Here is a 26,635-nt window from a genome sequence, read left to right as displayed (position 1 = left end):
TTATGCTCTTTGGTAATCGTCTTCTATTCTAACAATATCATCTTCACCAAAATAGGTTCCGTGTTGCACTTCAATAAATAGTAATGGTTCGTCAAAAGGATTTTCAACTCTATGATGCATGCCTTGTGGGATTATTGCCGTTTCACCAACCGAATAATCTTTTATTGTTCCATCCAGTGTAATACGAGCAATACCAGATACAACAGTCCAAACTTCTGATCTATGGAAGTGGTATTGGTAGGACAATCTGCCTCCTGAATTTACTTGAATTCTTTTAACTTTATGGGTTTTAGCATCTTCTAACACCCAATATTCTCCCCAAGGTCTGTTATCATGTTCTATTTGAATCATATTAAAGGTTTTTATCTGTTATTTTTATTGTAACGTTTATAGAATTAAATAACTCTTTTATATATTATTATCGTTCAGAAAAACCTTGATTATAATAAAGGGGATTCTAATAACTCTAATTGCTGATATACCTGTTTTACCTCTTGTGAATTTTCTTTTTGCAAGACCAATAAGGCATCATCAGTATGAATCAACAAACAATTTTCGAGCCCTACAAAAGAGGTGTGAATAGCGGTACCTATTACAATATTCCCAGAGACATCAGTGGGATGTCCTTTATGGACCAAGTAATCATAAACCGATTCAAACGAACCTAAATCAGACCAATCAAAATGAGTCGGAACAACTTTAATATTAGTACTTCGTTCCATTACCGCAAAATCGACACTGATGGAAGGAATTTTTAGTGACAATTCGTAGTCTAGAAAACCCTTTTTATTGGCTTCCCAAGCCAATTTTGAAGTGGTATAAACTTCTGGCTCTTGTTTTTCTAATTCTGTTAAAAAAGCACCTGATTTAAAACAAAAAAGTCCGCTGTTCCAAAAATAATTTCCGTTTTCCAGGTACGTTGTTGCCGTTTCTAAATTCGGTTTTTCATGAAAAGCAATTACATTTTCATCATCAAATTCAATATAGCCATATCCTGTTTCTGGTTTAGTGGGTTTTATTCCAAAAGTCACCAAATAATCTTGATTAGCTAATGCGATCGCTTGTTTTAAAGCAGAATCGTACAAATCGCTCCCTTCTATAATATGGTCGGATGGCGTAATCAATAAAACATCTTCCGGTTTTGATGCAAATGCGGCAAAAGCAATTGCAGCAGCAGTATTACGCGGAATAGCTTCTACAATATGAGTAAATGGTTTATTGAATTTTAACATAATGGTATTACTCATTTTGTAATTTTCAATATTTCCAACCACTATCGTTTTATTGGAAACATTTTCATTACGAGCCACTGTTTTTTCAAAAAGTGACTGCCCATCAAAAAGCTCAAGATATTGTTTAGGTTGACTTTTTCTTGAAAGAGGCCACAATCTACTACCAATTCCGCCTGTTAAAACTACATGAGTTATATCGTTACTAATTACCATTAGTGTGTGTTTAAAAGTTCTTTTTGATACACTTCCTGACGCAGGCTAGTACTCGAAAAACGATGGTCTCTGGTATTAAAATAGAGCTCGATTCCCTTTTCCTCACAATAAGTTCGCCCAGTAAAATCTCTTTCTTTATATTCATCACCTACGATTCGCAAATCAATGGTAAAAGACTTCAAAATATCTTCTAAATCTTGCTCAGTTGCATAAGGGACTATTTCATCAACAAACTTACAGGCCTTTAATTGTATATAGCGTTCTACAACAGTTTGGGTAGGTTTATTTTTTGTTGGGCGGTCTAGAGTAGGATCCGTCTGTAAACCAACAATTAAATAATCACAATTTAGTTTAGCTTCTTCAAGCATTTTAACGTGCCCTGCATGTAACAAATCAAAAGCACTAAAGGTTATTCCAATTTTCATCTGTTTAATGTTTTAAAATTAAAAAATCGTTTTTTGGTAATCTAAATTGATTTTTGAAAAATATTGTGAACCGTTTTCTTGGTTTCAATGTTTTTTTTAAGAATTGAATAAGGGTTCCCCGTGAATAGTTACATTATAACTACTCAAAAAAGAAAAAAATTAATGTTGTATCAATTAAAAATCAGCATTTTTAACTTCTACCAATTGAGTTAAATCTCGGAAACAAAAACTCCAAAAAATAAAATCAATATTACCATTGAATTAACTACTGATAACAAGAACAAAATTAACTTAGGAATGAAGTTTAAAAACGAGATTCTAGTCGCTAAAAATCCTTAATCAGGATAAAAAAACATATTAACAATAAGTAAACGGAAAGGATAGAAGTTAAATTTATCATCCTAAAACTTAGTTAGTAAATAATAGAAAACCTTGATTTTTAATACACAATTAACTGATAATCAAAAATCTGAATACAATCTAACGATAATAGAAATTTTAGTTTTACAATTACAAAAACTAAAAACTAGTCTAGCATTATTTCTAACATCTAAAAGTAGATAATTCTAAATTTTAAAAAATAAAGACTATGAAATGGTACGTAGTATACACAAAACCCAAATGGGAAAAAAGAGCCGCTGAACAATTAACGCGGCTTGGGGTAAACTGTTATTGCCCCATGATTCAAAAAATAGTGCAAAGATCTGACAGGAAAAAAAAGGTAGAAGTACCTTTATTTAACCATTATATCTTTGTGCAAATAGCTGAAAAAGATAGAAACATGGTATTCCTGTCACCTGGTGTTGAGAGGTATTTATTTTGGTTAGGAAAACATGCTATTGTAAAAGACAAAGAAATTGAGACTATTAAAGAATGGCTCACCATTGGAGATACTGCAACGGAGATTTCGGTTATGCAGTACCAAATCGGAGATAAAATAAAGTTACATTCTGGACCTTTTTGTGAACAAAATGCTTTTATAAAAGACATTACAAAAACGCATTATATATTAATTTTAGAATCTTTAGGATATGTTTTAAAAGTAAAAATATAAATACAAGTAAAAAGAGTTTTAATGAAGAAAAAATCCTTTATTAAAACTCTTTTTTTAATAAAAATTAGCAGTAGTACATCAATTTTAGGATTCAAAAAAAGTGAAATAATTAATACTCTAATTTAAATATTTCGCTTTTTTTGACACCCAAAATCTTGACCAACTTATCTAGTTTTGATAATTTTAAGTCTACACTTCCCTTTTCAATTTCTAGATATGTTTTAACAGTCATTTCCATTTGTATAGCCACATAATCTGTGCTATGCTTTTTTTGCTCACGGCATTCTTTAATATTAATATAGATGTTTTTTACAGCCATAATTTTGTTTTTTAAATTAATGTTTAAAATCCATAAAATCATGTAGGCTCATTTGGGGAGTATTCAGTAAAAAAAAAGAACATTTCGTATTATATAATCATTATATAGAGTATCATAATTTAATTAATTGTGCATTTATTTTGTAAAAATTTCTTTAGCTTTATTGTCCTTTAGTATCATTAAAAAAAATAGAAACATCAAATTTGAATATAAATTCTATCGAAACATCTAAAACCTTAGAAATTTCAATCAATTTAGATACAGTTAAATCAACCTCACCTCGTTCAATTTTACCATATCCACTCATACTCATTTTCAATTCTTCAGCTACATATTCTCTAGTTAAATTTTTCAATTCTCTTATCTTTCTAATGTTTATATATACATTGGACTTAATCATAACAAAAGATTTAAACAATTAATATTGAGATTTAATTTTAATATACTAAAACGTCCTAACATTAATTTTAACAAGATAAAAGTAAAACTATAGTAATAAATTTGAAATATTAAAAGTGTTATTTACTCCCGTATAAGGACAATTTGACTTAATTCAGGAATTAGACCCATTTTTTTAAATATCATAATTCATTGATTTACAGTAAAATAGATATTTTTAAACACATATAATATCAAACTCATTTACCATTTATAAAGTTATTAAAAATAAGCAGGAGTAAATTCAAATAATCAAATAAATTCTTTATTACAAGAATTAATTAATAATTTATTATTCTGCTAATTCATCTTAATAAGATTTAGTTTTACTAATTATACCTTTACCCTTATTAAAAACTCTGACAGTTTTTTAATTTCATTTTAGTTAAATTATAATACAAAGTTGCGCTAACTATTTCTTTATTTTGTTGCATTATTTTTATAATTAGTTTCAAAATTTACGTATGCACCAACGGATTTTTTAAAATATAATTGCATAATTTACAGCTATTTACAAAATAAATTGTGGTCTTTCTTTTCTCCATAAAAATAATTTTCAATTTTTTTTCAAACCAACTTTCAGCTTGGATGGATTTTTGGACTCCTGGAAATCAAGATAATAGAACCTTTGCTATAATTTACTAAGATTTTATAGTGTAATTACTATAAAATCTATTAATATCACTATAAAATCTTATCAATTAATAGATAATGAACCTATGCGGCATGGTGTAAAGGATGTTTATTTTAGTCCTGATAAACAATATGTTGTGGCTATTTTTATAAAAATATAACTTATAATTTTATAAATTTGCTTTAACCACTGGGTTTATATGTTCTTAAAAAAGATATTCTACAAATCGACTAAATTCGGCGTTCCACTTGAAATAATGGATCAAAATTTGTGTTATTTCGCGTTATTTTGTTAAAATCAGTACTTTATTTGTACTTCAAGTTTTGTAAACCCCAGTAAATAAGGGCCTTTATTTTCTGCATCGGAAAGCAGATGGAATTTTTGATGCTAAAAGTTACATTCCCCCTGATCTTAGTGAGAACTACGAATTGATAATAAGGTATTATAAGACCCATCATAATCTGAAAGTCCAACGTCACTGCATCAGAAAATTACTTAAAGCGGACAGTATTTTAAATAATAAATACCAATATTTATCCGGTAGAATTCATAAAGAATATGATACTAAAGAACTTCTTTTGGAAAGAAACAATATTAAAAACCCTTCTTGATAGAAGAAAACATAATGATTTCATTTTTATAACTGTAATCGCTTTATTATTTTTCTCTATATTGTTCCTTACCTATAGACATATTAGAAACAAGAATATGTACGGACAAAATTTTGAGGATCTTATGAAAAAAAATGAGGTTACTAAAGTTGAAGTTAAAAATATAAACAAAAGAGTATTAAACATCAATAAAGACACCGTTGCGTCTGTTTTGAAACAATTGGAAAAATTTGAAAAGATAAAAAATTTCTGAAAAAAGATTTATCATTGGCAAAACTTACAGCAGCTTTTGATTCTAATAGTAAATATCTGTCACAGATAATCTACCATTACAGAGGAAAAAAATTCACAAAGTATATTAATGATCTTAAAGTAGACTATATAATTTTGCTATTAAAACAAGATAAAAGAATAAGGAATTATACTAACATGGCATTAGCTGAAGAAGCCGGTTTTAGTAGTACGCAAAGGTTTGCAAATGCTTTTCTTGCGAGAGCTGAAATGTCAACCTCCTTTTTTATTGAGGAGCTCAAAAAAGGAGAATCATAATTGTTACAACTATTTGCAATTAGTACATTTGCTATTGTTAGTAATATAATGGCACTATCTGTTTGCAAATATTTAAAGCTCACGAAGACGTGAACTTTTTACCAGCTTCACTCTTTTGAATATTTAATAAGATAGTGTCTGAAGATTAAAAACAACTTCAATTTTTGTTCCTTCTCCAATTTTTGATTCAATGTTAAATTGACCTTTTAAAGAATTCGCTCTTTCTTTCATATTAGTTAATCCAATACCGCCTTTTTTACTTTTCATATTAAATCCAGCTCCGTCATCAGTAATACTCAGTTGTAAAATATTGTCATCCTTTCTCTGAATTATTACTTCACATTTCTTTGCATTTGCATATTTATTAATATTTAAAATAGCCTCCTGAATGATACGGTATAAATTGATCTTATATATATTTTCAACAGTGGTCCATTCAAACATTCCATCATTTACATATTTAAACTGGGTCTTAGTGAACTCTTTTTGATTTTCTATTAAACTTGACAATAGTACATTAAAATCATTACCATCAAAAAAAGAGCCGCGACTTAAGTCATGTGCTATCATTCTAATCTCACTCTCAATATTCTGTAATTCAGAAATATATACTTTTCTTTTTTCAATTGTTTTCTCGTCTATTAAAGAATTAAAGAAACCTAAATTCATTCGAACACCATAAATTTTATTCATTACACCATCATGTAATTCTTTGGCTATTCTGCGCTTCTCACTCTCTTTTGCAAGATCAATTTTTTTATGTTGCTCTGTCAATAGTTGGTATATTTCATCATTAGCTCTTTGCTGTTTCTTAATAAACTGTAACTCTTTATTTCTATATTTTAAATATCTTAATACAATAATTAATATCAGCACTAAAACTAATCCAAACGAAACAATTAAAATATAAAAGTTCTCTTTTGTCAGAACTTTATTTTCATCCTCTATTCTTGAAGTTTCATATTCAATTCTGGCATACTTATTATGAGTGTTTTTTTGAACTCGATTAATACTGTCACTTACTTTAATGTATTCATTTGCATAAAACAACTTATTTTTTTTATCTAATTCGGATAACAATTTTAACGAAGCTAAAATTTCATTACTGTTCTTAATTTTAACGGCTAATTGATTCGCTTCTTTTAAACTTTGAATTGATTTTACAGTATCCTTCTGAGTTAAAAAATATTCACCTATGTGTATTTTTTTATACAAAATATCCGACTCATCCCCTATACTATCGACAATTCTTAAGGATTCAAAAAACATGGAATCAACATTTCTATAATTCCCACTTTTCATCTTAGAATAAGCCAAATTACTTAAAACATTAGCATATAGACCCGGTGATTTCTTTCTTAAATCTTTTGAAAGTAAGCTTTGTAGTTTTTCTATGGACTTCGAAAACTCCCCTTTTAAATCGTATAAATTGCATATATTAATAACCGAAATTACATTGTAATTATTTATTACATCTTTGTTTTCGCCTTTACTTTTCATTTTTTCTAAATCACGCAAGGCTAATTCATGATATCGCAAGGCTTCGTCATAATTAACCAATTTCTCTAAACAATTTCCCATCAACGTATTACAGGAATAAATTAAGCGGTAATTGGTAGATTTTTTTAAATATTGTAATGCTTTAGAAATTTCAACTTCACACTCTACATAATTTCCATCATAAAATAAAACATAGGCTTTATTAAATAACATTCTCCCCAATTGATCATAATCGTGAATTTTATAATATAATTTTTCTGCTTGTAAATAGTAAAAATAAGCGCTGTCACTTTTTGAGTTTCGATAACAATCACCCACATAAAATAAGGCCTTTGGAATTCTGACACTATCGTTAGCCTGCTTTGATAATTTTAAAGCTCTTAAACTGGAAGATAAAGATTTTTCTAAATTATTGATATAATAATATTCCGTCGCGACATTTAAATACGCCTCTCTGACAATGGAATCATTTTTTTTAGATTTTAATAAATCACCTATTGAATCTAAGTATTTCTCTTTTTTATTTTTTCCTAAACCATCTAAATAAGTTTTGTTAAATAAAGCAGTATCGTTTTTTGCAGAGACATTCGAATCATTCTTTTGACATGAAAAAAAAAAGAATAGGAGAAGCAAACAGATTATTTTAGTAGGGGTACTCAAAATGCAATTATTATTTTATAATTTCAAATATAGTATTTTGAAACAAAAGTACCATATGATTTACAAATAAATCATATGGTACTTTTGTTTCAGTTAAGTATAACTTAATACTATCGTGGGGGTATCGGATTATTTGGATCACCGTCTTCCTCACTTAATCTTGTAGTACTTATTTTCGGACCTGATTTCACTGTAGTGGAATCAATGGTTTTTGCATTCAAAACAGCCTGAGGTGTGATTTGAAAATTCTTAGTTTTAACCTCTTGAACGTCATAACTCTCATCATCACTGGAGCACGAATAAGTTAAAAAAGAAAGGGAAACAATTCCCGCTATGTACAATTTGCTTTTCATAAAAATTAAATTTGGGTTAATCACAAAAAAACAACTTTACTGTCTTTAAATATTACGGTATAACCGTAATATTTAATTAATTTTGCACGAAATCCAACAAAGATGAATAAGCCCCTTAATATTTTGATAGTTGATGACCACCCTATGACAGTTGATAGCTATAGTAACCTTTTATCAGATAACCAATTTCAAAAAAATATTCCCAATTTTATAAAAAGTTATAATTGTCAAGATGCCTACAACCAAATATCTTTTCATCTAAAGCAAAATACAAATATTGATTTGGCATTATTAGATATTAGTCTTCCTCCTTGTAAAGAGCTTAATATTGAAAATGGTGTTAACCTAGCTTCGCTACTAAGAAAAAATTATAAAAATTGTAAAATTATTCTTCTTACAATGCACAGTGAACCCCTTACTGTAGATAAAATCATTAAAGAGATAAACCCGGAAGGTTTTGTTTCTAAAAGTGATATTAATTTTGAATTATTTCCTATTATTTGTAAAAAAATTATGGTTGGGGAAATATTCCGAAGTCCCACTATACTGGAATCTCAGAGAGAATTATTTAAAAAAAATATAAATTGGGATAAACATGACAGTCAGATTCTAATTCTAATTTCACAAGGAGTTAAAACGGTTAATCTTCCTGACTATATTCCTCTTTCTATGAGTGCTATAGAAAAAAGAAAAGCAAATATAAAAGAACAGTTATTAATGGGAAAAGGCAGTGATTGGGATCTAATAGATAAAGCTAAAAAATTAGGATTATTATAATTTAACGCAAACATCCAATACAATTGTTCGTTATAGATTTGCTTGATATTTTTCTTTCAATGCACTGGTCTTATTCAGGGTTCCTTCTTCCCTAGTAATTGCAAAATAAGACCCTTACCTGATTTTAATTTTACAGCAGAAAGTTTTATAAAATAGCCATCTAAACGAGCACCTATTTCTTCCTCAAATTCTCTGATAGCGGCATCAAATGCATTTTCATGTTCATTAAATTCTCCCTTTGGTATAGACTAATGACCCGAATCCTTGCTCTTCCCAAAAGGACCACCGGGATGTATCAGCAAGACAAACAATTGATCATGGGCTCTTTTATATAAAAGTATTCCAGCACTTTTCTTTAACTTCATTTTTAAAATTTATTATTACTTAGAGTATCGCTTGCAACATTATTAAGTCCGGTCCTGAAAATTTTGAATAAATCTAAATACTTAAATAAACAAATATAATTCAATTTTTTACTGTTATGACGGTAATTTTACAATCCATGCTCTATTACCAGTTCTCTTGAATATTGTAAAATTGCTTTAAACAATTCTATCCTATTTTTTTCTGCTTAGCGTTCAAAGCGATCTATTGCTTGCAGCATATCCTTTGGAAATTCAAAATCATAATCGCAAAGTATAATTGTTCTACAGTTTTTATTGACACATTCAAAATTTAATGAATAAAGGCATTATTGCACAGTAAAGAATGGCGGGAGTACGTCTTACAAGCTGGTTACGAAGTAAAAAATAATTTATAACTAGTACTTCTTTATAAAAATGAATACAATAGAATGCCTATTTCCTTTAAAGTGTATAAAAATAATAAATGCTCCCATTTTGACAAGCTTTATTTTAGTATGGGACAAACTAACAAAAAAAGAGGACTACAAATCCTCTTATTCAGTACAAGTCCGCAGGAGGAAGAGGCCTTTTCGTTACTATTCTTGACAGGAATCCGGTTTGCATAATCAACAAATTACTATCCTAAATCAAGAAAAAATAGTACCTTTAATATATGAAAAAACATCACAATATTGTTATAGCTGGAGCCGGTGGAATTGCCGAAGCTGTTGGTTTGTTATTAATGGAATGGAGTGAAGTAACCCCTACTCTCTTTATTGGCGACAGAACCCATTCAAAAGCAAAAAAAGTAGCACATTGGATTCAAGAAGGAACAACAAAATCCGGTTTCATTAAGGATTTCCACCTTGCTGAAAAAGGTATAACGGATGAAATGAAAGCAATCTTGCGTCAAGGAGATATTATTCTGGACTGCTTACCCGGTAGCCAAGCACCTAGGATAGCCCAATTCGCCAAAGATTTTAATCTACATTACGCAAATCTCACAGAATATGTTTCAGAAACCGAAGAAATAATGGCTTTGGCAAAAGATGCAAAAACTGGCTTTATACTTCAAACTGGTCTCGCTCCTGGCTACATCGACTTGCTGGCCAATGGACTTTTTCAACAGTTTTGCATTGACTTTGAAATAGATCAAGTGGATAAATTAGAAATGAAAGTTGGCGCTCTGACCAATCATGCTGTTGCTCCGCATTATTACGGATTTACTTGGAGTCCGGTGGGAGTAGCTACAGAATATCTGAAAGAGACAATCGTCTTAAGGGATTTTAAAAAAACTACACTACCATCATTATCGGAAAGAGCAACTATCATTATTGATGGCATTTCTTACGAAGACGATCTAACCTCTGGTGGTGCAGCGGATTTACCTGACGCATTATTAGGAAAAGTGCGTTCACTTGACTACAAAACCTTGAGACATCCAGGTCATTATGCTTGGGTCCAAGAACAACTTGCTAATTTAGGAAATTCACCTAACGCAATTAAAAGCCTTCAAGAAAAAATGGAAGCTATAATTCCTCATATTGAAGATGACAAAATTGTTTTATATACAGCGGTAGAAGGCAAAGATGCAGCTGGAATGTTGCGTAGAAAAGAGATTGCAAAATGCATCCTTCCGCAAAAAGTAGGGAAACATCAATTGAGAGCCATCCAAACCACTACGGCAGCACCATTAGTACAAGCAGCCCAATTGTTGCTCGAAACCCCTCATAGCGGAGTTGTCTTGCAAAGCCAAATTGATCCAAAACAATTTTTAAACGGAAATTATATCATACGTGTTTACGGCAAGATGTAAAGACAGTTACTAAAAGCAATGAAACATCTTCATTTCTTAATTAGTTAAAGAAGATGTATCGTTTGGGCATCTTTAAATTGTCTGTGAGATTACTATTAAAATTATTGCTATCAAAGCTAAAAAAAGACCTACAAAATTCATTTTGGTCAATTTTTCCTTAAAAATTAAAATACCAACAAGGCTGCCAACAATAATTACGCCCATATTCATCCCTGCAAAAACAGTTGACGGATTTTGAACAAATGCTTGATGTGCTTTCAGATAGAAAAGAATATTTCCAAAGTTGAAAATACCAACAAAACCACCAAAAAGAATGTTTCTAATATTTAATCGCACTTTACTGATTGCTACTTCATAAATAACAACCCCAACCATAATTAGCAGCGCAATCCCAAAAACAACAAATAATGAAGTAGTATACGGCAAACTTGTATAAAGGGCAATTTGTTTAAAAAGAATATCTATAACTCCAAAACCAAGTAAAACTACTGCTGGATATATCCATTTATTTTTGGTGTTTTGAGAACGCTTAGCGAGAATGAGCAATAATGCTGGAAAACCAACAACAAGCGCAGCAACTTTTAACATATTAAAATCTTCTTTGAAGAGTAGCCAAGCTGCCAAAATAGGTATAAACAACGAAAGTCGTTGAGCAGCATCAGTTTTTACGATACCCATATGTTTTATCGATGCAGCTAAAAAAAGAAATATAGAGGGCAGCAAAACACCAATAGTTATATAAATACCCCAAGGTGCCGAAGTTCCTATTGCATTAAGATCTGGACTGAAGAACAAATAACAAAGTATAAGAGCAAATATATAATTTGAGGCTACGATTTGTGTGTTACTTACATTATACTTACGTGAAAATTTAAATAATACACCAACAGTTACACTACATATAATGCTTAGAATTAGAAATAACATAGACAATATTTTTAGCGGTAAAATTACTATTTATGTTTCTATATTACTCTTTCATCAAATTAAAGAAAAGCTTCTTTTAAGGAAATAATCACATTGTTAAAATAAAAAAACTAAATTAAAGAAATACAATACCTAGATTTATATAATGTACAGAAGGTCACAATAGCTATTTCTTTACTTTTGCATAAAGTGTAAATCATTAAAATATGGAAAATAATTATTCTGTTGCCATTTATCCTTCGGAGGCAATTATTTCATTGGTTAAGTCTATGAAAGAACAATTAGCAAAGGAAGTGGGCTGGTTTCACAGTAAAAATTCTGTTGTCCATATTACTATCTGTGAATTCAAAACAACTGATAAACAAATTGAAATTATTAAAAATCGACTGGATCGATTGTGTGATACTTTACATCCGATTGAAGTATGTTTAAATGAACTCAGTTCTTATCCAAATGGCGCCTTTTTTATTTCACTAAATAACGATTCTAAAAGTATTTTGAAACCCATAATGAAACGAATTCAGGAGTCACTTCACATTCAAAACATAAAAAAAAGTAATGATCCACATCTTTCCATTGCGCGAAGATTAACTCCAGAAAATCTCGAAAGAGCTAAAGCTTTATTTACCTCAATAGACATAGATTTTTTGTGTGACAATATTGTTTTGCGAAAATTTGATGACACTATAAAACAGTTTATTGTAATCAATACCTTTAAATTTAACAACAATCCAAAACCAGAACCTATACAGGGAACACTTTTTTAGGAATTAATCACTTTTCAACCATCCTGTAATACTCATTCTGGTATTTTGGGTAACCAAAACTTCATGAACTAATTCGTCACTCTTGAAGAAAACAGTTTTGCCCTGAGTAGGCGAAATTTTCTGATTGTTATCCAATTGATGAATAAGCAATTCGCCACCGTCACTTTCTTGCCAATTGCTGTTCAAATAACTAATCATGGAGTATTTTCGGCTTGGATTATTCTTGAACTGATCCAAATGTTTCAAATAAAAGTCCCCCGATTCATACAGCGAATAATGAAATTCATAACCTGTTATTCCGGCATAACAACTTTGATTCAGATAAAGAATAAATGCTTCAATTTGAGCAAAGAATTCATTTTCGAATGCATTGTTGTGTTTTTTGTCAAGCCAATAAATGGAATCGCTCCGTATCGCACCATCATAAGAAAGTTTCTCAGAATTCCCGATTCCTGCAGCCATCAATAGGCTGTCCTGATTCAAAGTAATTAGGTTTTGTTTTAAGTTATTGGCCAAATCGGTACTTAAAAAATGTTCGGATATACCTACCTTATTTTCAATATAAGTAGCAATCAAAGCTTCAAAGCTATTTTCCATGTCTATTTTTTTATTGACTGTTTAGACTGCCAACGGGACAAGGTAGACTAAATAAAATCGTTAGAGACTGATTATGAAATAAATAAAAAATTATATTACAAACTCACCTCGTTTAAAAACAGAAAATGTCAATTTTAACCATGTAAGACATTATAGTACATTATAGAAACTTTAAACTTATGATTCCTAAATGCCTTAAATCGTTCAATCTATACATATTCAAGGAATAAAATGCTGCTGAATTTTAATAAAAAAAGGGTTTAGAAATTAATCCAAACCCTTTTTGTTATTTTATAATTTACTAATAAAACTTCCGTAAATATCCTTGAACTGATAACCCTCAGAGAAGCGGTCTTTGCTCAATTTTTTGTATTCTACTAATCCCCAAAGAATAAATTCTTTCATAAAAAATTTATCTTCTTTTTCTAGTTGGGGTTGGTATTTTTTGATTAAAACTTCAAGCGGGACAATACTTCCCAGGATTCTTTGATATTCCTCATCGGAACAATCGTCCAATAATTCAAACCCGCTTTCGGCAAAAAACCATTCGATGATATCGGTATAAGGCGTTTTCTCGTCCTGCTTTTCTAGTTTTTCAATTTTTGGAAAATAGGCAGGGAAAAAAGTATGAATCGCATCACCTAATAAATGTTGCGCCACAACGGCTGCTCCCTCCTGCTCTCCTTCATAAACTAATTCGACTTTACCGGTAATAGCAGGAATAATTCCCATGAAATCGGACAGACGTAAAGTTGTTTTATCTTCTCCAGACTTCAATGCTCTTCTTTCTGCTGTACTTAATAAATTCTCTAAAGCCGTAATACTCAATCTGGCACTCACACCACTTTTGTTATCAATATATTCACTTTCTCTTGCTTCAAAACTTATTTGTTCCAATAAATCCCGCGCTAACGAAGGTACATAAACCACGTCACTTTGTACTGGATCCAGTTTTGCTTCCTGTTCTGTAATGGTACGAGCAATTTTAATGGTTTCCGGATAATGTGTCAAAATTTGGGAACCAATCCTGTCTTTTAATGGTGTTACAATACTCCCACGATTCGTGTAATCTTCGGGATTTGCGGTGAAAACAAATTGCATATCGAGAGGCATTCGCAACTTAAAACCCCGAATCTGGATATCGCCTTCTTGTAGAATATTAAACAGCGCTACCTGAATTCGAGCCTGTAAATCAGGCAGTTCATTAATGACAAAAATACAACGGTTCGCTCTTGGAATCATCCCAAAGTGTATCACACGATCATCTGCATAAGAGAGTTTTAAATTGGCTGCTTTTATCGGATCGACATCGCCAATCAAATCCGCAACGGTAACATCTGGTGTGGCTAATTTTTCGTAGAAGCGATCGCTTCGATGCAACCATGAAATTGGAGTTTCATCCCCTTCAATTTCAATTATATTTTTGGCAAATCGCGAAATTGGATTTAAAGGATCATCATTAATTTCTGAACCGGTCACAAATGGAATGTATTCGTCGAGCAATTCAATCATTTTGCGCGCCAATCTTGTTTTGGCTTGACCACGAAGACCTAACAGATTGATGTTGTGACGCGATAAAATGGCTCTTTCTAATTCTGGAATTACGGTATTCTCAAATCCATGAACGCCTTCAAAAGTAGCTATTCCTGATTTTATTTTGTCTCTAAGGTTGGAACGCAATTCATCTTTGATACTTTTGCTTATGTAACCTGAATTTTTTAATTCTCCGAGTGTTTTTATATTTTCTATTTTCATTTGTGTAAAGTGTCTTTCTTCTTGTTTCTTTTCTCTAATCCTTTTATTTTATTCTTTTTTTACGATTCGTTTCGTAATCTTCAAAAATCATTTCGCCGAGTCCTTTCAATCCGGTATAAAATGCTTTTCCTTGATTGGCTTCGGTAAACCGATTTACAAATTGCTGTAAATACGGATCATTGGCAATCATAAAAGTGGTTATTGGAATGTGTAATTTTCGGGCTTGTTGCGCCTGGTTGTAGCATTTATCGACAATATACTCGTCGAGTCCGTTGCTGTTCATATAATAGGAACCGTCTTTCTCGCGAACACAACTTGGTTTTCCATCGGTAATCATAAAAATTTGTTTGTTGGTGTTTCGTTTTCGACGCAGTATATCCATGGCCAGTTGCAAACCGGCGACAGTATTAGTGTGATAGGGCCCGACTTTCAAGTACGGTAAATCCCGGATTGCGATCGTCCAGGCATCATTCCCAAAAACCAGAATATCTAAAGTATCTTTTGGGTAACGTGTCGTAATCAATTCAGCAAGAGCCATCGCTACTTTTTTTGCTGGCGTAATTCGGTCTTCGCCATACAAAATCATGCTGTGACTGATGTCAATCATCAAAACCGTACTCATTTGGGATTTATACTGTGTTTCTTCAACGACCAAATCATTTTCGGTCAACATAAAATCTGCTATTCCATTATTGATTTGGGCGTTACGCAAGCTTTCAGTTAAGGAGATTCGGTCCAATCCATCACCAAAATGAAATTCCCGAAATTCACCGGTATGCTCATCTCCGTTTCCTGAATGCTTAGTTTTATGATTGCCGCTTCCGGATCTTTTTAGATTTCCAAAAATGTTGTCTAAAGCCTGTTGCCGAATGGCGCGTTCCGTTTTGGCAGTAATTCCAATTCCTGAGGTTCCATCATCTTTAAGTTCATCACGGATGTACCCCTTTTTCTTTAAATCTTCTATAAAATCATCAATGGTATAGTGTTCATCAGTGAGTTTATATTCTTTGTCTAATTCTCGCAACCAGTCTATTGCTTCATCAAAATCTCCCGAAGTATGTACGATTAATTCTTTGAAAATACCAAAGAGCTTATCAAACGGAGTCTGGAATGGGGCTTCGTATTGCTTGAAATAAAATCCTTTTTTATTGTCATTTTTCATAGACTTTAAAATTACATTATTTTAAAATGTAGTCCAGACAAACGTTTATTAATTTTAAGTTAAAACATGGAAACCATAAAAAAAGAGCGCTTGAACCCAAAAAAAATTAATTAAAAAATTTCCCATCAACATAAAACCAACTTCCATTTTCGAGTTTAAAAGTAGAAAGTTCGTGATGAATTTGTTTTTGAAATTTACTGTCCAAAAAATAGGCTTTAAATTCTACGGTATTCTCTGTAGTCTTTAAAATTTCCAGTTTTTGCCATTGGTTTGAAATTGCCCAATTTAGAATTTCGACCTTAGAATGATATTCTCTCTCAGATATATCTGTTGTTGCCAATAAATAATCAACTTCATGTGTAGCATATGCTGAATATCTGGAACGCATTAAGACTTCCGCAGTTGAGGCTTTTTGAATCCCTCTAATAATTGGTTCACAACATTCCTGAAAGTTTTTTTGGGAACCGCAATAACATATTTTTTCAATCATTTTTTTATAAAGAACCTGTTACTTGTCCGTCAAGTGCAATTATTTTTTGATGCAATTGATTTAATAATACTTGATATTTACTAATTTCAATTAAATCTTCATCTTCTTCGGCAAAGTCAAGTAATTCATCTAGCTCCTCACTAACTTCCACTAATTTATTGTTAGCCTCTTTAGCATTTTTATTGGCAATCAAATCAATTATTTCCTGAACACCATTTTTCAACTCTGCAAATTTATTGTTTTCCATCTTTTATTATTTTTCTAAAGCCTTATCTTCATTGAACTTTTTAGTAATTTGTTTTAGTTTTTCCTTTCTAAGAATTTCAGCTTGTTTTACTTTATCCTGAGCTTTATGCAACTTATCGTTGTGCTTTTTTATGTTTCGCTCGTTATTTCTACTCATGACACTTTCCTTTAAATTATCAAACCAATTATTTGACTCAAGAACTTCTGCAAAGTTCGGGTTATTTCTTGAAATTCAAATTATTTTTAATTTATAGTTTCTTTTCTTTTAAAGGCTATTTCTCTTGTCTTAAATTTAAAATTCATCACAAGTCAGATACTTTTTTTTACAATTATTAGTTTTAAATTAAAAATGACATTCCAATAAATAAGATTAATCAGAATAAAAAAAAATTAATACGTTAAAAATTAACAATATAACTATACTAAAAAAATATTATACTATTATTCTATTTTTTTATACATTTATTTTCTAAACTATTAAGTTTCATCAATCCGCCCAAATAGCATAAATGAATAACAAAAAACGCCCTAATTTCATCAGCTGGTTCTTAAACAAACCAAAAACTACGGGGTTCTTTACGTTCCTATTTCTAAGTTGTATTACAAGTTTTATTGTCTCGCAACAATATCAACTTATAAAAGAGGATGAGCAACGAGAAATGAATACTATTCTTCATGTTGTTCATCAAAACATAGAGCAATCGCTTAAAAACTGTTATACAACTACCTTGACATTAGCACTAACAATTAATGACAAAGGCGTTCCCGAAAATTTTGATTATGTAGGCAAAAAACTTATGGAATCAAATAATAGTATTAATGCCGTTCAATTAGTTCCTAATGGGGTGATTAAGTATATTTATCCAATGAAGGGGAATGACGCAGCTATGAATTTAAATATTTTAGAGGCTCCTTATAGGAAAGAATCCTTAAAATCTATTGAAAATCAAAAGATGTATTTTGCCGGTCCATTAAAATTAAAACAAGGCGGAATGGGAATTGTGGGTAGATTTCCTGTTTTTAGAAATAATGTTTTTTGGGGATTTTCAGCTGTTATCATTAAACTAGAAACTTTTTTAAAATCTTCAGGAATTAACAATATTGATGAGTCAAAATATTATTTTCAGTTTTCAAAGAAAAATGTTACTGTACAAAAAGAAGTTTTTTATTTACCCAATAAAAGTGATTTTTCTAAAAAATACAATATCTCTACCTATATTACTGATGGAGACTGGAAATTATACCTAATATCTAAACACCAAAATTATTTTTATTACCCAATTTTAATTCCAGCAATTATAGGACTCATTTTAGCGGCACTTTTTGGGATCTTGATATATACTCTTTTAAAAATACCTAAAGAATTACAGTCTTTAGTAAATACGCAAGCAACAAAACTTTTAAATTCTGAGATAAAGTTTGAGGCTATTTTTGATCAGGCTGCCGTGGGAATTGCATACATAGATTCTTTTTCTGGAAATTTCATTGAGATTAATAAGCAGTATTGCATTCTGTTAGGGTATTCACAGCCGGAAATGAAAGATAAAAATTTTCAATCCGTTACACACCCGGATGATTTAGAAGAAGATTTAATCAATTTAGAAAAACTAAGGAAAGGGCAAATCCGAGCGTATTCCATGGAAAAACGGTACGTGACAAAATTAGGTACTATTATTTGGGTAAATCTTACTGTGTCCCCACTCTGGAAAGTAAACGAAAAAGTAACTAGCCATATCGCAATAGTTGAAGACATATCGTTAAAAAAAGAAGCTGAAGAACAAATTAAAAAAACAGAAACACGATTTAAAAGTTTATTTGATGACTCACCCCTACCTTTAAGAGAAGAAGATTTTTCGGAAATTAAAATATACCTTCAAGAATTAAATCTAATCAATGAAAAAACAGAAATCGTTTCTAACTACTTCCATAGCAACCCAGAAATAGTTACTAAATGTAATTCATTAGTTAAATTAATTAATGTAAATAATGCATGTCTTAAACTTCATAAAGTTAAAACCAAAGAAGAATTAATTAATACCAAATCTAATCTATTAGATTTCAGATCTACGGATGATTTCATTAAACATTTAATTGCAATTACTCAAGGTAAAAAACAATTTATTATAGACTCCAGGATAAAAAATGCCGAAGGAGAATATCGAGATGTTAATTTAAGGTGGAATGTAATTCGAGGCTATAGAAAAACATTCGAACGAATTATTGTTTCTACAGAGGACATTACGCAGCGCAGCGCCACCGAAAAAATTATTCTCGATACAAAACAAAGATTGGAATCATTGATTAATACAATTGACGGAATTGTTTGGGAATGTGATATTGAAAGCTTTTCGTTTACTTTTATCAGTAAAAAAGTAGAGCATATATTAGGATATACTCCTGAGGAATGGCTGGCAAGTAAAACTTTTTGGGCAGACCATATTTATGCTGATGACAAAGAATGGGTTCAAAATTATTCTAAATTACAAACTGAAGCCAGTTTAAATCATGATTTTGAATATCGAATGATTGCTAAGAACGGAGCTGCCATTTGGCTAAAAGATATTGTAAATATTGTTTTTGAAAATGGTAAAGCCGTAAGTTTACGTGGAATTATGATTGACATCACTAAAACTAAAGAAGCTGAAAAAGACTTGCATAATTCCTTCAATTTAGTCACTGAACAAAATAAAAGACTGCTCAATTTTTCCTATATTGTTTCACATAATTTAAGATCACATACCAGTAATATTGCATCGATTATGTCTTTAATTGAATCTTCTGAATCAGAAGAAGAAAGAGAGCAAATGATACAATTATTAAAATCTGTTTCCAATTCCCTTAATGAAACCATGTTTCATTTGAATGAAGTAATAAATATTCGTAATAATATTGGTTTAGTTTCTGAACCATTAAATTTGCAACACTATATAGATACAGTACAAAATGTACTTCAGGAACAAATAACATCCAAAGACGTTTCGATTTCTACAATCATGCCAAAAGATGTAATTATAAATTATAATCCAGCCTATCTAGAGAGTATTCTTTACAATATTATTTCGAACTCTATTCGATACAGTCATCCGGAACGTAAACCAACTATAGTAATAAAATGGTTCATGGAAAACGATATGAAAATACTTCAAATTTCTGATAATGGAGTAGGGATTGACCTGGTAAGAAATGCAGATAAAATTTTCGGGATGTACAAAACATTCAGTAACCATATAGATTCAAAAGGAATTGGTCTATTTATAACAAAAAATCAAATTGATGCCATGGGAGGAAATATAACCGTGGAAAGTGAGCCTAATATAGGGACTACATTTAAAATTTATATTCAATGATAAAAAAAGTAATCTGGGTAGTAGACGATGATGCTATTTACCAAATCATAGTTAATAAAATCATTCAAAGATCTGAAATGTTTTCAGCAATTTCCACATTCAAAAATGGAAAAGATGCTATTGACGCCTTACAGAATTCATTAGAAAACGATAAATTGCTTCCTAATATCATTTTATTAGACATTAATATGCCAATAATGGATGGCTGGGAATTCATGGAAGAAATGGAATTGTTGAAATCTCAAATAAGCAAACAAATTATTATTTACATAGTAAGTTCCTCTATTGCTATTGAAGATAAAAATAAATCAAAAACGTATCCCGATATTTTAGGCTATTTATCTAAACCTATCACAACCAATGATTTAATGATGATTGCCTCAAATGATTAAACTATTTGTCTTTTTATTTCTTCTAAAGTTTTATTAGTAAAAATTAGCTCATTTATTATTTGTTGGCGTAAAACGTCTAAATCATCATAGTCGAAATATTTAGCCCAGGAAGTCAAATTAAGTAAATTCCGAATTTGCTTGATTCGCTTAGTGGTTTCAAAACTAGTCCGAAGTATGGCTTTGTTATCATACTTTGGATTGTTTTTATGCTGATAATTGGCCGTTTTTTTTATATAATTTGCTTCTAAATAATACAATTCCTCGACTGCATTATCTGGGTAAAAATTAGTCCAAGGAGCAAAACCCAGTTTTATTTTAGAATCAGTTTCGGGTTCCAAAGGTTCTAAGCGCCATTTACTGTTAGCCAATCGCCCCCAGTGATTAGACAAACGATACATTCCTATTTTAGTATAATAATATTTACTTCCCGATTTACTGTCGTATTGAAGTTCTAATCCATTTATGCAATCTAAAGACGCTTCATGAAAGACACAAAAAGTATTTTTGAAGGAATTCGGGTTGGGACGAAATATTTTTTCCATTAAACAAAGGTAATCAGAAAGTCTAAAATAGAACAAGACAAGTAATATTTGATTAACTTTGCCAACTAGAATTATTTTAAATAAATTGATTATGACCAAAGCTTCAGAAGAAAGAATGTTACAAAAAGGTGTTTACACCGGAATTATGGAAAAAGATGAAAACAACAACTTTTTTTGTGGTGAATATCTTTTAGACTATAAAATGGCCCAAAAACATACTATAGGTGATTGGATTACAATAAAATCAATAATTGAAAACCCAAGCGACATCAGTTATAATAAATATCCAAAAAAGTCTAAAAATTTCGACAAAGCCAATAACAAACCACAACAATAGTACCTTTTCATGTTGCTTTTTCGACAAAAAAATAGAATTTAAGTTCTTTTTTTTGAATATTTTTTTGTCACAAACCAAAAATTAAAAAAAAAGTATACCTTTGCAAAAAATTTGTCGATTTAGAAATCAAATTATATTGGTTTTATATTAAAAGACAAGTAGTTACCTTATTTATGAAAAAAATAGTTGAATACCGCAAACTACTAAATGTAGAAAAAACTGCTGAGCTTAAAGAATTAAAAACGATTTATCGTAATGCGATGAAAGAAGCGCATCCTGACAAATTTCAAGGAAATGACGAAGGATTAAAAGCTGCAGAGGAAAATAGTAAAAAAATTATTGAAGCGTACCACTTTTTGGTAAGCATCAATCCTGAAACTGTTAAACAAAACCTACCTGAATATACTGAAACAATAGCAACTGCTACAATTTCAGATTATAAATTCGTTGAAGGTAGATTGATTATCAATTTTTCAAACGGAAGCGTTTACGAATACATTAGTGTTCCTAAAGCAACTTACGTAAAAATGGTAAATGCCGATTCTCCTAGTAGATTTGCAAAAAGACATATCCTTAATTCTTTTACATGGAGAAAAACAATCAATCAAGATTAATTTTTCAAAAGAATAAAGAAAACATTTAAGCATCCTTCTATAAGGATGCTTTTTTATTTTAACCCGTTTAATAAATGGGTATTTTAAAAAATTAAATAAATCATTATTGCCTAATCAACTTTTAGCAAGTTAAATAAGGCTTAAAAACATCATGTTTAATTCTTGAATTAATTACTTGAATTTAAGCTAAAAAACATACCATTTTCAATAAACCATGACCTTAAAAAAATAATCTGTTTAAATTATGGAATAAAAGGCAACTAAATAAAATATATTCCAGCACCTTAATTAAGAATGAAAAATTATAACAAAAATTTAAGCTGTAAAATTATTAATAATTTATAATTTTAAATACTTTTGCACACTTAACTTAATTAACTAATAATGAAAAAAATAATTTTATTCCTTTCGGCTGTTGTAATGCTGACTTCTTGTACCAAAGATAAATACACCATTTCTGGAACCGCAACTGGATTTGAAAATGGAAAAACAGTAATTCTTGAAACCCCAAATGAAAATGGTAGTGGATTAACTGCAATTGATACCGTAAAAATTGAAAATGGTAAATTTGAAATTAAAGGAAAAGCTATAGAACCATCTTTTCACACAATACAAGTAGAAGGAGCACAAGGAAAAATACCTTTTATATTAGAAAATGGAGATATTAGCATCGTTGTAAACAAAGACAGCATACAAAAATCTAAAGTATCTGGAACTTATAATAATGATGAATATGTTGCTTTCAATGAAGAAATCACAAAAGTTCAAAAGAAATTAATCGATTTCCAGACTAAAAATATGCAAGCGATGAATACTGCTCAACAAACCAAAGATACTGTAGTTATCAATGGATTGATGAAAGAGTTTTCTAAAATTCAAGAAGAAGTAGGTACGGCTTCAAAAGCTAAATATGTAACTTATGCTGAATCACACCCAAAATCATTCATTTCTGCTTTAATTATCCAAGGAATGCTTAATGACCCAAGTACGGATCGTGCAAAATCTGAAAAATTATACAATAGTTTAGAAGAATCATTAAAAAACACAAAACCAGGTAAAGCTATTAAAACTAAACTTGCTGAAATGAAATCACCATCTGTAGGAGCTACACCTACTGCACCAGCTCCTACTGCTGAAGCTAAATGAAGATCAGATTTTTCAGGTCCTAATCCTGAAGGGAAAGTAATTTCTCTGAAAGAATGTTTAGGAAAAGTTACAATAGTTGATTTTTGGGCTTCTTGGTGTGGACCTTGTCGCAAGGAAAATCCAAATGTAGTTGCTATTTACAAAGAGTTACATGCTAAAGGGCTTAACATTGTTGGCGTATCTTTAGACAAAGATGCTAAAGCTTGGAAAGAAGCAATTGCAAAAGACAAATTGACTTGGAACCATGTTTCCAATTTAAAATTTTGGGATGAGCCAATAGCTGCACAATATAAAGTTCAATCTATTCCTGCTACTTTTATTCTTGATGCATCAGGAAATATAGTAGCACAAGATTTAAGAGGAGACGAATTAAGAGCAAAAATTCTAGAGCTTTTAGCAAAATAAGTTACTTAAATCGAATAAAATAAAAAATCTCCCTAGTGGAGATTTTTTTATTTTATTCAATACCAATACTTTAAAAATAATACTGAAATTAAATTTAAATATAGTTTGAAAACTTCAAAACAGTTTCTATATTTGCACCCGGTTAGCACAATAAGCAATGCTTATTGAGTCTTGGGGAGATACTCAAGCGGCCAACGAGGGCAGACTGTAAATCTGCTGTGTAAACTTCGCAGGTTCGAATCCTGCTCTCCCCACGAAAAGGGTAAAAGAAGGAAAAAAGGCAACTTTATCAATCTTTTCAAAAACACCCAAAAAACGTGTAAAACCTGCAAATCCAAGGATTCGCAGGTTTTTTTCATTTAAAGCACTTTTCAATATTTATAAAAACGCTCAAAGTTTCTATGGCAAAATCGTGGCACATTTCCGTGTTCGCAAAATGCGCCACAGAATACCACTTAAACACTTGTAAATACAGAGGTTAACGAGATTAACGACTTGTTTTTTTGATGCTATAATTCTACATTTATTAATCTAAAAAGTTGAATTATGTTAGAGAGCAGCTTTGGGTTGGTTTTCTTTTTGAAAATGCCCCGCAATGAAAGTAAAATTAGAACCGTTTACCTTAGGATAACCGTAGATGGCATTCCAAAGGAAACATCCACCAAGCGAAAATGGGACAGCACCCGCTGGGACCAGAAAACCGAAAGAGCCATCGGCAGTAAAGAAGATGCAAGATCCCTTAACTTTTTTTTGGATTCACTGATTTTAAAGATCAATGAATACAAGACCGAGATTATGTACAGCGGAAAACCGGTAACTTCCCAAAAGGTCATGGATTACTTACTGGGAAAGATTACACCAAGGGTTAAAGTACTGGAAGAATTTCAAAAGCACAATGATGAAATGACTGCCCTGCTAGGAAAGGGATATGCCAAAGGAACTCTTGATCGTTTTACCATTACGATAAATCACTTAAGAGCATTTATTCGATTTAAATTTAATAATGATGACCTTGAATTTTCAGATCTTAATCTCGAATTCATAAAGGACTTTGAGTTTTACCTGAGAACAGTCCGAAATTGCAGTAACAATACCACACTTAAATATATTGCTAACTTCAAAAAAATTGTCATTCGTGCAATTGATAAAGAAGTCATTCTGAAAGACCCTTTTAAGAACTTTAAGGGACGAAAAACCAAAATGGTTAAGAAACCTCTTTCCACACAAGAACTATATGAATTGGAAAGGCATTATTTCACTACAGACAGACTTAATGTAGTCAGAGATGTATTTGTATTCCAATGTTACACGGGATTGGCTTATATCGACGCATATCAGCTGAAAAGAACAGATATAAAAGATGGTATCGATGGGAATTCCTGGATCATGTCTGAAAGACAAAAAACGGGTTCTTCCACCAATGTCCCACTATTGCCGCAAGCACTCAAAATAATTAAAAAATATAAAGAACACCCGCTCTGTTTACAGCGTGGCACCGTTTTACCAGTTTCTTCCAACCAGAAAATGAACGAGTATCTTAAAGAGATTGCGACTCTATGCGGTTTTCCCTTCACATTAAATACACATATGGCACGTCGAACCTTTGGAAGTACAGTTACATTAAACAATAATGTCCCCATTAATGTAGTTAAAGAAATGCTAGGTCATGCGTCTGTTAAACAGACGGAAGCCTATGCCATTACAGAACAGGTAACCATTGGACGCGAAATGTCACTGCTCAATAAAAGACTGAACAAAATTAGCCCTAAGATGTCCGAAACAGATTTGGCTGTACTTAGCAGATTGGAGAAAGAAATAAAAGAAATTAAAAAGAAATACAATATTCCAGCATCTTAAATCATAAGTAGGAAATACAAGTAGATATTAAAAAGAAAGAGGTTATCTCAAAAATATTGAGATAACTTCTTTTCATGGAGCTCAACTTCACTCCTATAGTCTGGATGATAGGATGGGCTGTACTTAATATATCCTAGACATTGAAGCTGTTTAAAATATTTATGGTATGTTGGAATTGTATTTATATGAGACAATGCCATAATTTTGCTACGACTGACTTTGATTCTCTGCCTCTGCCCCTGCTTGTATCCCAAACTTAGAATTGCCATTAAAATTGCCAGATGCCATACGTTAAGCCTTGAATCATCCATATAGTTGGATAAGCAATTCATGATTTGGTCTTCAGTTGGTTTATTTGTTTGGTTCATCATTGAAAAGTTTTTGAAGATCTTCTTTATTGTAATAATACGAGCCCAGAACTTTTTTAAATCGGACTTTCTGTGTCACTCTGAGATTCTGTACTGAACCTGCAGAGATATCCAGCAGCTTTTTGACTGCCTTACTTTTGAGCCATTCTGGCTGTGCTAATTCCGTTTGCGCATGAGTGGTCTCTTGAACTATAATGCGCATTTTATCTAATAATTGCAGACCAAACTGCCTTAAATCTTCTTTTGTTATAATTTCTTCCATATCATTTTTTATAAAATTTGACTGTCACATATTTTCATTTACCAAAAAATAAATTCTGCTTTTTTGATTTCTTTTTTTAATCGGCACAACTACTAAATTATTACAATGATATAGAAATAATAAATCTTCGGCTTTAAAAGGAGATTCTTGGCTATGATTGGCTGTTCATCGACTCTTGGTAAATGATCTATAGTAGAGGCAACGCCAAAAACGCTTTCAAAAACGAGCCTTAAGGGAGACGACTCATCCTCGGGTTGAAGAAAACCTTTATCGATAGTATTTGTAATTTTTGCAGAAAGTTTTTTTACAATTCTCCTTTGTGGTAAATCTCACCCTGATAAGTATTCGTATGATATTCAATACTTTTCCATTCTATAGTGTGCAAATTCCAGTGATATTGACCACCTGATTCCAATTTAAAGTGACCACCTGATTCCAATTCAAAATGACCACCTAATTCCGGAGCAAAATGACCACCTCCATTTTTTATTAAAAA

At 31.0% G+C, this 26,635-nt stretch carries 28 protein-coding genes, 1 tRNA gene and 1 pseudogene; 13 read left to right on the top strand and 17 right to left on the bottom strand.

Annotation, left to right across the window (positions count from 1 at the left end; all coding sequences use genetic code 11):
- The 3 genes from ACM55M_RS16835 to ACM55M_RS16825 all read right to left on the bottom strand — a co-directional run bounded on the left by ACM55M_RS16835 (window position 1) and on the right by ACM55M_RS16825 (window position 1,870).
- On the bottom strand, window positions 1–342 hold the full coding sequence (locus tag ACM55M_RS16835; protein WP_416850894.1) for a phosphomannose isomerase type II C-terminal cupin domain: 342 nt from the start codon (window positions 340–342) through the stop codon (window positions 1–3).
- 98 nt (window positions 343–440) lie between these two features.
- Window positions 441–1,445, bottom strand: coding sequence for a mannose-1-phosphate guanylyltransferase (locus tag ACM55M_RS16830; protein ID WP_416858836.1), 1,005 nt, complete (start codon window positions 1,443–1,445; stop codon window positions 441–443).
- A complete protein-coding gene (locus tag ACM55M_RS16825) occupies window positions 1,445–1,870 on the bottom strand; it encodes an adenylyltransferase/cytidyltransferase family protein (protein ID WP_416858835.1) in 426 nt (141 codons plus the stop codon). Before ACM55M_RS16825 ends, ACM55M_RS16830 begins: the two co-directional genes overlap by 1 nt.
- Before the next feature lie 589 nt (window positions 1,871–2,459).
- Between ACM55M_RS16825 and ACM55M_RS16820 the strand changes: the two genes are divergently transcribed.
- Window positions 2,460–2,924 carry a UpxY family transcription antiterminator gene (locus tag ACM55M_RS16820; RefSeq protein WP_416858834.1) on the top strand — a complete coding sequence of 155 codons (465 nt, stop codon included), beginning with the start codon at window positions 2,460–2,462 and terminating at the stop codon, window positions 2,922–2,924.
- A gap of 109 nt (window positions 2,925–3,033) precedes the next feature.
- On the opposite strand, the gene ACM55M_RS16815 is transcribed toward ACM55M_RS16820, so the two are convergent.
- Together ACM55M_RS16815 and ACM55M_RS16810 are read right to left on the bottom strand one after the other, a co-directional pair.
- Window positions 3,034–3,243, bottom strand: coding sequence for a helix-turn-helix transcriptional regulator (locus tag ACM55M_RS16815; RefSeq protein ID WP_416858833.1), 210 nt, complete (start codon window positions 3,241–3,243; stop codon window positions 3,034–3,036).
- 160 nt (window positions 3,244–3,403) lie between these two features.
- Entirely contained in the window at window positions 3,404–3,643 is a 240-nt protein-coding gene (locus ACM55M_RS16810) for a helix-turn-helix domain-containing protein (RefSeq protein ID WP_416850846.1), read from the bottom strand.
- Between the two features lie 1,550 nt (window positions 3,644–5,193).
- Between ACM55M_RS16810 and ACM55M_RS16805 the strand changes: the two genes are divergently transcribed.
- The gene (locus ACM55M_RS16805) at window positions 5,194–5,475 is read left to right on the top strand and encodes an AraC family transcriptional regulator (protein WP_416858832.1); all 282 of its coding nucleotides are present in this window, start codon (window positions 5,194–5,196) and stop codon (window positions 5,473–5,475) included.
- Between the two features lie 123 nt (window positions 5,476–5,598).
- Here the strand turns inward: ACM55M_RS16805 and ACM55M_RS16800 are convergent, their stop codons facing one another.
- Both ACM55M_RS16800 and ACM55M_RS16795 read right to left on the bottom strand, forming a co-directional pair.
- The gene (locus ACM55M_RS16800; RefSeq protein ID WP_416858831.1) at window positions 5,599–7,608 is read right to left on the bottom strand and encodes a tetratricopeptide repeat-containing sensor histidine kinase; all 2,010 of its coding nucleotides are present in this window, start codon (window positions 7,606–7,608) and stop codon (window positions 5,599–5,601) included.
- Window positions 7,609–7,745: 137 nt separating this feature from the next.
- A complete protein-coding gene (locus ACM55M_RS16795) occupies window positions 7,746–7,988 on the bottom strand; it encodes a hypothetical protein (protein WP_416858830.1) in 243 nt (80 codons plus the stop codon).
- 102 nt (window positions 7,989–8,090) lie between these two features.
- Here ACM55M_RS16795 and ACM55M_RS16790 point away from each other — a divergent pair, with 102 nt between their 5' ends.
- Both ACM55M_RS16790 and ACM55M_RS16780 read left to right on the top strand, forming a co-directional pair.
- A complete protein-coding gene (locus tag ACM55M_RS16790; protein WP_416858829.1) occupies window positions 8,091–8,765 on the top strand; it encodes a response regulator in 675 nt (224 codons plus the stop codon).
- A 1,017-nt stretch (window positions 8,766–9,782) separates the two neighbouring features.
- Window positions 9,783–10,925 (top strand): saccharopine dehydrogenase family protein, encoded by a 1,143-nt coding sequence (locus tag ACM55M_RS16780; protein WP_416858828.1) that lies wholly within the window; start codon window positions 9,783–9,785, stop codon window positions 10,923–10,925.
- A 72-nt stretch (window positions 10,926–10,997) separates the two neighbouring features.
- Here the strand turns inward: ACM55M_RS16780 and ACM55M_RS16775 are convergent, their stop codons facing one another.
- Window positions 10,998–11,852 (bottom strand): EamA family transporter, encoded by an 855-nt coding sequence (locus ACM55M_RS16775; protein WP_416858827.1) that lies wholly within the window; start codon window positions 11,850–11,852, stop codon window positions 10,998–11,000.
- A gap of 206 nt (window positions 11,853–12,058) precedes the next feature.
- On the opposite strand from ACM55M_RS16775, the gene ACM55M_RS16770 reads away from it, so the two are divergent.
- Complete coding sequence (locus ACM55M_RS16770; protein ID WP_416858826.1) at window positions 12,059–12,619, top strand: 2'-5' RNA ligase family protein; 561 nt, start codon at window positions 12,059–12,061, stop codon at window positions 12,617–12,619.
- A 3-nt stretch (window positions 12,620–12,622) separates the two neighbouring features.
- Here the strand turns inward: ACM55M_RS16770 and ACM55M_RS16765 are convergent, their stop codons facing one another.
- The 6 genes from ACM55M_RS16765 to ACM55M_RS16740 all read right to left on the bottom strand — a co-directional run bounded on the left by ACM55M_RS16765 (window position 12,623) and on the right by ACM55M_RS16740 (window position 17,026).
- Window positions 12,623–13,216, bottom strand: coding sequence for a 2OG-Fe(II) oxygenase (locus tag ACM55M_RS16765; protein WP_416858825.1), 594 nt, complete (start codon window positions 13,214–13,216; stop codon window positions 12,623–12,625).
- A 291-nt stretch (window positions 13,217–13,507) separates the two neighbouring features.
- Entirely contained in the window at window positions 13,508–14,971 is a 1,464-nt protein-coding gene (locus ACM55M_RS16760; protein WP_416858824.1) for a MoxR family ATPase, read from the bottom strand.
- A gap of 43 nt (window positions 14,972–15,014) precedes the next feature.
- Window positions 15,015–16,133 carry a vWA domain-containing protein gene (locus ACM55M_RS16755; RefSeq protein WP_416858823.1) on the bottom strand — a complete coding sequence of 373 codons (1,119 nt, stop codon included), beginning with the start codon at window positions 16,131–16,133 and terminating at the stop codon, window positions 15,015–15,017.
- 106 nt (window positions 16,134–16,239) lie between these two features.
- On the bottom strand, window positions 16,240–16,623 hold the full coding sequence (locus ACM55M_RS16750; RefSeq protein ID WP_416858822.1) for a YchJ family protein: 384 nt from the start codon (window positions 16,621–16,623) through the stop codon (window positions 16,240–16,242).
- Window positions 16,624–16,627: 4 nt separating this feature from the next.
- Window positions 16,628–16,870: a hypothetical protein gene (locus tag ACM55M_RS16745; protein WP_416858821.1), complete on the bottom strand. Its 243-nt coding sequence runs from the start codon at window positions 16,868–16,870 to the stop codon at window positions 16,628–16,630.
- 6 nt (window positions 16,871–16,876) lie between these two features.
- Complete coding sequence (locus ACM55M_RS16740; RefSeq protein ID WP_416843416.1) at window positions 16,877–17,026, bottom strand: hypothetical protein; 150 nt, start codon at window positions 17,024–17,026, stop codon at window positions 16,877–16,879.
- 352 nt (window positions 17,027–17,378) lie between these two features.
- Between ACM55M_RS16740 and ACM55M_RS16735 the strand changes: the two genes are divergently transcribed.
- Together ACM55M_RS16735 and ACM55M_RS16730 are read left to right on the top strand one after the other, a co-directional pair.
- On the top strand, window positions 17,379–20,216 hold the full coding sequence (locus tag ACM55M_RS16735) for a PAS domain S-box protein (RefSeq protein WP_416858820.1): 2,838 nt from the start codon (window positions 17,379–17,381) through the stop codon (window positions 20,214–20,216).
- Window positions 20,213–20,608 carry a response regulator transcription factor gene (locus ACM55M_RS16730; protein ID WP_416858819.1) on the top strand — a complete coding sequence of 132 codons (396 nt, stop codon included), beginning with the start codon at window positions 20,213–20,215 and terminating at the stop codon, window positions 20,606–20,608. Before ACM55M_RS16735 ends, ACM55M_RS16730 begins: the two co-directional genes overlap by 4 nt.
- Here ACM55M_RS16730 and ACM55M_RS16725 read toward each other — a convergent pair.
- Window positions 20,605–21,150, bottom strand: coding sequence for a hypothetical protein (locus ACM55M_RS16725; protein WP_416858818.1), 546 nt, complete (start codon window positions 21,148–21,150; stop codon window positions 20,605–20,607). The two genes, ACM55M_RS16730 and ACM55M_RS16725, sit on opposite strands and share 4 nt — an antisense overlap.
- Window positions 21,151–21,241: 91 nt before the next feature.
- Here ACM55M_RS16725 and ACM55M_RS16720 point away from each other — a divergent pair, with 91 nt between their 5' ends.
- From ACM55M_RS16720 to ACM55M_RS16695, 6 genes and pseudogenes are all read left to right on the top strand, one after another.
- Window positions 21,242–21,487, top strand: coding sequence for a hypothetical protein (locus ACM55M_RS16720; RefSeq protein ID WP_416850863.1), 246 nt, complete (start codon window positions 21,242–21,244; stop codon window positions 21,485–21,487).
- A 173-nt stretch (window positions 21,488–21,660) separates the two neighbouring features.
- On the top strand, window positions 21,661–22,101 hold the full coding sequence (locus ACM55M_RS16715; protein ID WP_416858817.1) for a KTSC domain-containing protein: 441 nt from the start codon (window positions 21,661–21,663) through the stop codon (window positions 22,099–22,101).
- 384 nt (window positions 22,102–22,485) lie between these two features.
- Window positions 22,486–23,247, top strand: a complete 762-nt coding sequence (locus ACM55M_RS16710) for a DUF4369 domain-containing protein (RefSeq protein WP_416858816.1) — start codon at window positions 22,486–22,488, stop codon at window positions 23,245–23,247.
- 18 nt (window positions 23,248–23,265) lie between these two features.
- A pseudogene (locus ACM55M_RS16705) lies at window positions 23,266–23,652 on the top strand (TlpA family protein disulfide reductase); the annotation flags it as partial.
- A gap of 173 nt (window positions 23,653–23,825) precedes the next feature.
- Window positions 23,826–23,906: transfer RNA gene (locus ACM55M_RS16700), tRNA-Tyr, on the top strand.
- A 292-nt stretch (window positions 23,907–24,198) separates the two neighbouring features.
- Complete coding sequence (locus ACM55M_RS16695) at window positions 24,199–25,509, top strand: site-specific integrase (RefSeq protein ID WP_416858815.1); 1,311 nt, start codon at window positions 24,199–24,201, stop codon at window positions 25,507–25,509.
- Between the two features lie 351 nt (window positions 25,510–25,860).
- Here ACM55M_RS16695 and ACM55M_RS16690 read toward each other — a convergent pair whose 3' ends face one another.
- Together ACM55M_RS16690 and ACM55M_RS16685 are read right to left on the bottom strand one after the other, a co-directional pair.
- Window positions 25,861–26,139, bottom strand: coding sequence for a DNA-binding protein (locus tag ACM55M_RS16690; RefSeq protein WP_416858814.1), 279 nt, complete (start codon window positions 26,137–26,139; stop codon window positions 25,861–25,863).
- A gap of 304 nt (window positions 26,140–26,443) precedes the next feature.
- The coding region (locus ACM55M_RS16685) for a hypothetical protein (RefSeq protein WP_416858813.1) at window positions 26,444–26,635 on the bottom strand (192 nt) is incomplete at its 5' end.

It is taken from the genome of Flavobacterium galactosi (assembly GCF_048158585.1).
GTDB lineage: Bacteria > Bacteroidota > Bacteroidia > Flavobacteriales > Flavobacteriaceae > Flavobacterium > Flavobacterium galactosi.
The sequence above is the reverse complement of the archived record's forward strand: the minus strand, read 5'-3'. Positions and strand labels throughout refer to the sequence as shown.

Excerpts from the sequence above, each read along its gene's own strand:
- ACM55M_RS16830 (WP_416858836.1), bottom strand. The coding sequence starts at position 1,445 with ATGGTAATTAGTAACGATATAACTCATGTAGTTTTAACAGGCGGAATT.
- ACM55M_RS16825 (WP_416858835.1), bottom strand. The coding sequence starts at position 1,870 with ATGAAAATTGGAATAACCTTTAGTGCTTTTGATTTGTTACATGCAGGG.
- ACM55M_RS16820 (WP_416858834.1), top strand. The coding sequence starts at position 2,460 with ATGAAATGGTACGTAGTATACACAAAACCCAAATGGGAAAAAAGAGCC.
- ACM55M_RS16815 (WP_416858833.1), bottom strand. The coding sequence starts at position 3,243 with ATGGCTGTAAAAAACATCTATATTAATATTAAAGAATGCCGTGAGCAA.
- ACM55M_RS16810 (WP_416850846.1), bottom strand. The coding sequence starts at position 3,643 with ATGATTAAGTCCAATGTATATATAAACATTAGAAAGATAAGAGAATTG.
- ACM55M_RS16795 (WP_416858830.1), bottom strand. The coding sequence starts at position 7,988 with ATGAAAAGCAAATTGTACATAGCGGGAATTGTTTCCCTTTCTTTTTTA.
- ACM55M_RS16790 (WP_416858829.1), top strand. The coding sequence starts at position 8,091 with ATGAATAAGCCCCTTAATATTTTGATAGTTGATGACCACCCTATGACA.
- ACM55M_RS16780 (WP_416858828.1), top strand. The coding sequence starts at position 9,783 with ATGAAAAAACATCACAATATTGTTATAGCTGGAGCCGGTGGAATTGCC.
- ACM55M_RS16775 (WP_416858827.1), bottom strand. The coding sequence starts at position 11,852 with ATGTTATTTCTAATTCTAAGCATTATATGTAGTGTAACTGTTGGTGTA.
- ACM55M_RS16770 (WP_416858826.1), top strand. The coding sequence starts at position 12,059 with ATGGAAAATAATTATTCTGTTGCCATTTATCCTTCGGAGGCAATTATT.
- ACM55M_RS16765 (WP_416858825.1), bottom strand. The coding sequence starts at position 13,216 with ATGGAAAATAGCTTTGAAGCTTTGATTGCTACTTATATTGAAAATAAG.
- ACM55M_RS16760 (WP_416858824.1), bottom strand. The coding sequence starts at position 14,971 with ATGAAAATAGAAAATATAAAAACACTCGGAGAATTAAAAAATTCAGGT.
- ACM55M_RS16755 (WP_416858823.1), bottom strand. The coding sequence starts at position 16,133 with ATGAAAAATGACAATAAAAAAGGATTTTATTTCAAGCAATACGAAGCC.
- ACM55M_RS16750 (WP_416858822.1), bottom strand. The coding sequence starts at position 16,623 with ATGATTGAAAAAATATGTTATTGCGGTTCCCAAAAAAACTTTCAGGAA.
- ACM55M_RS16745 (WP_416858821.1), bottom strand. The coding sequence starts at position 16,870 with ATGGAAAACAATAAATTTGCAGAGTTGAAAAATGGTGTTCAGGAAATA.
- ACM55M_RS16740 (WP_416843416.1), bottom strand. The coding sequence starts at position 17,026 with ATGAGTAGAAATAACGAGCGAAACATAAAAAAGCACAACGATAAGTTG.
- ACM55M_RS16735 (WP_416858820.1), top strand. The coding sequence starts at position 17,379 with ATGAATAACAAAAAACGCCCTAATTTCATCAGCTGGTTCTTAAACAAA.
- ACM55M_RS16730 (WP_416858819.1), top strand. The coding sequence starts at position 20,213 with ATGATAAAAAAAGTAATCTGGGTAGTAGACGATGATGCTATTTACCAA.
- ACM55M_RS16725 (WP_416858818.1), bottom strand. The coding sequence starts at position 21,150 with ATGGAAAAAATATTTCGTCCCAACCCGAATTCCTTCAAAAATACTTTT.
- ACM55M_RS16720 (WP_416850863.1), top strand. The coding sequence starts at position 21,242 with ATGACCAAAGCTTCAGAAGAAAGAATGTTACAAAAAGGTGTTTACACC.
- ACM55M_RS16715 (WP_416858817.1), top strand. The coding sequence starts at position 21,661 with ATGAAAAAAATAGTTGAATACCGCAAACTACTAAATGTAGAAAAAACT.
- ACM55M_RS16710 (WP_416858816.1), top strand. The coding sequence starts at position 22,486 with ATGAAAAAAATAATTTTATTCCTTTCGGCTGTTGTAATGCTGACTTCT.
- ACM55M_RS16695 (WP_416858815.1), top strand. The coding sequence starts at position 24,199 with ATGTTAGAGAGCAGCTTTGGGTTGGTTTTCTTTTTGAAAATGCCCCGC.
- ACM55M_RS16690 (WP_416858814.1), bottom strand. The coding sequence starts at position 26,139 with ATGGAAGAAATTATAACAAAAGAAGATTTAAGGCAGTTTGGTCTGCAA.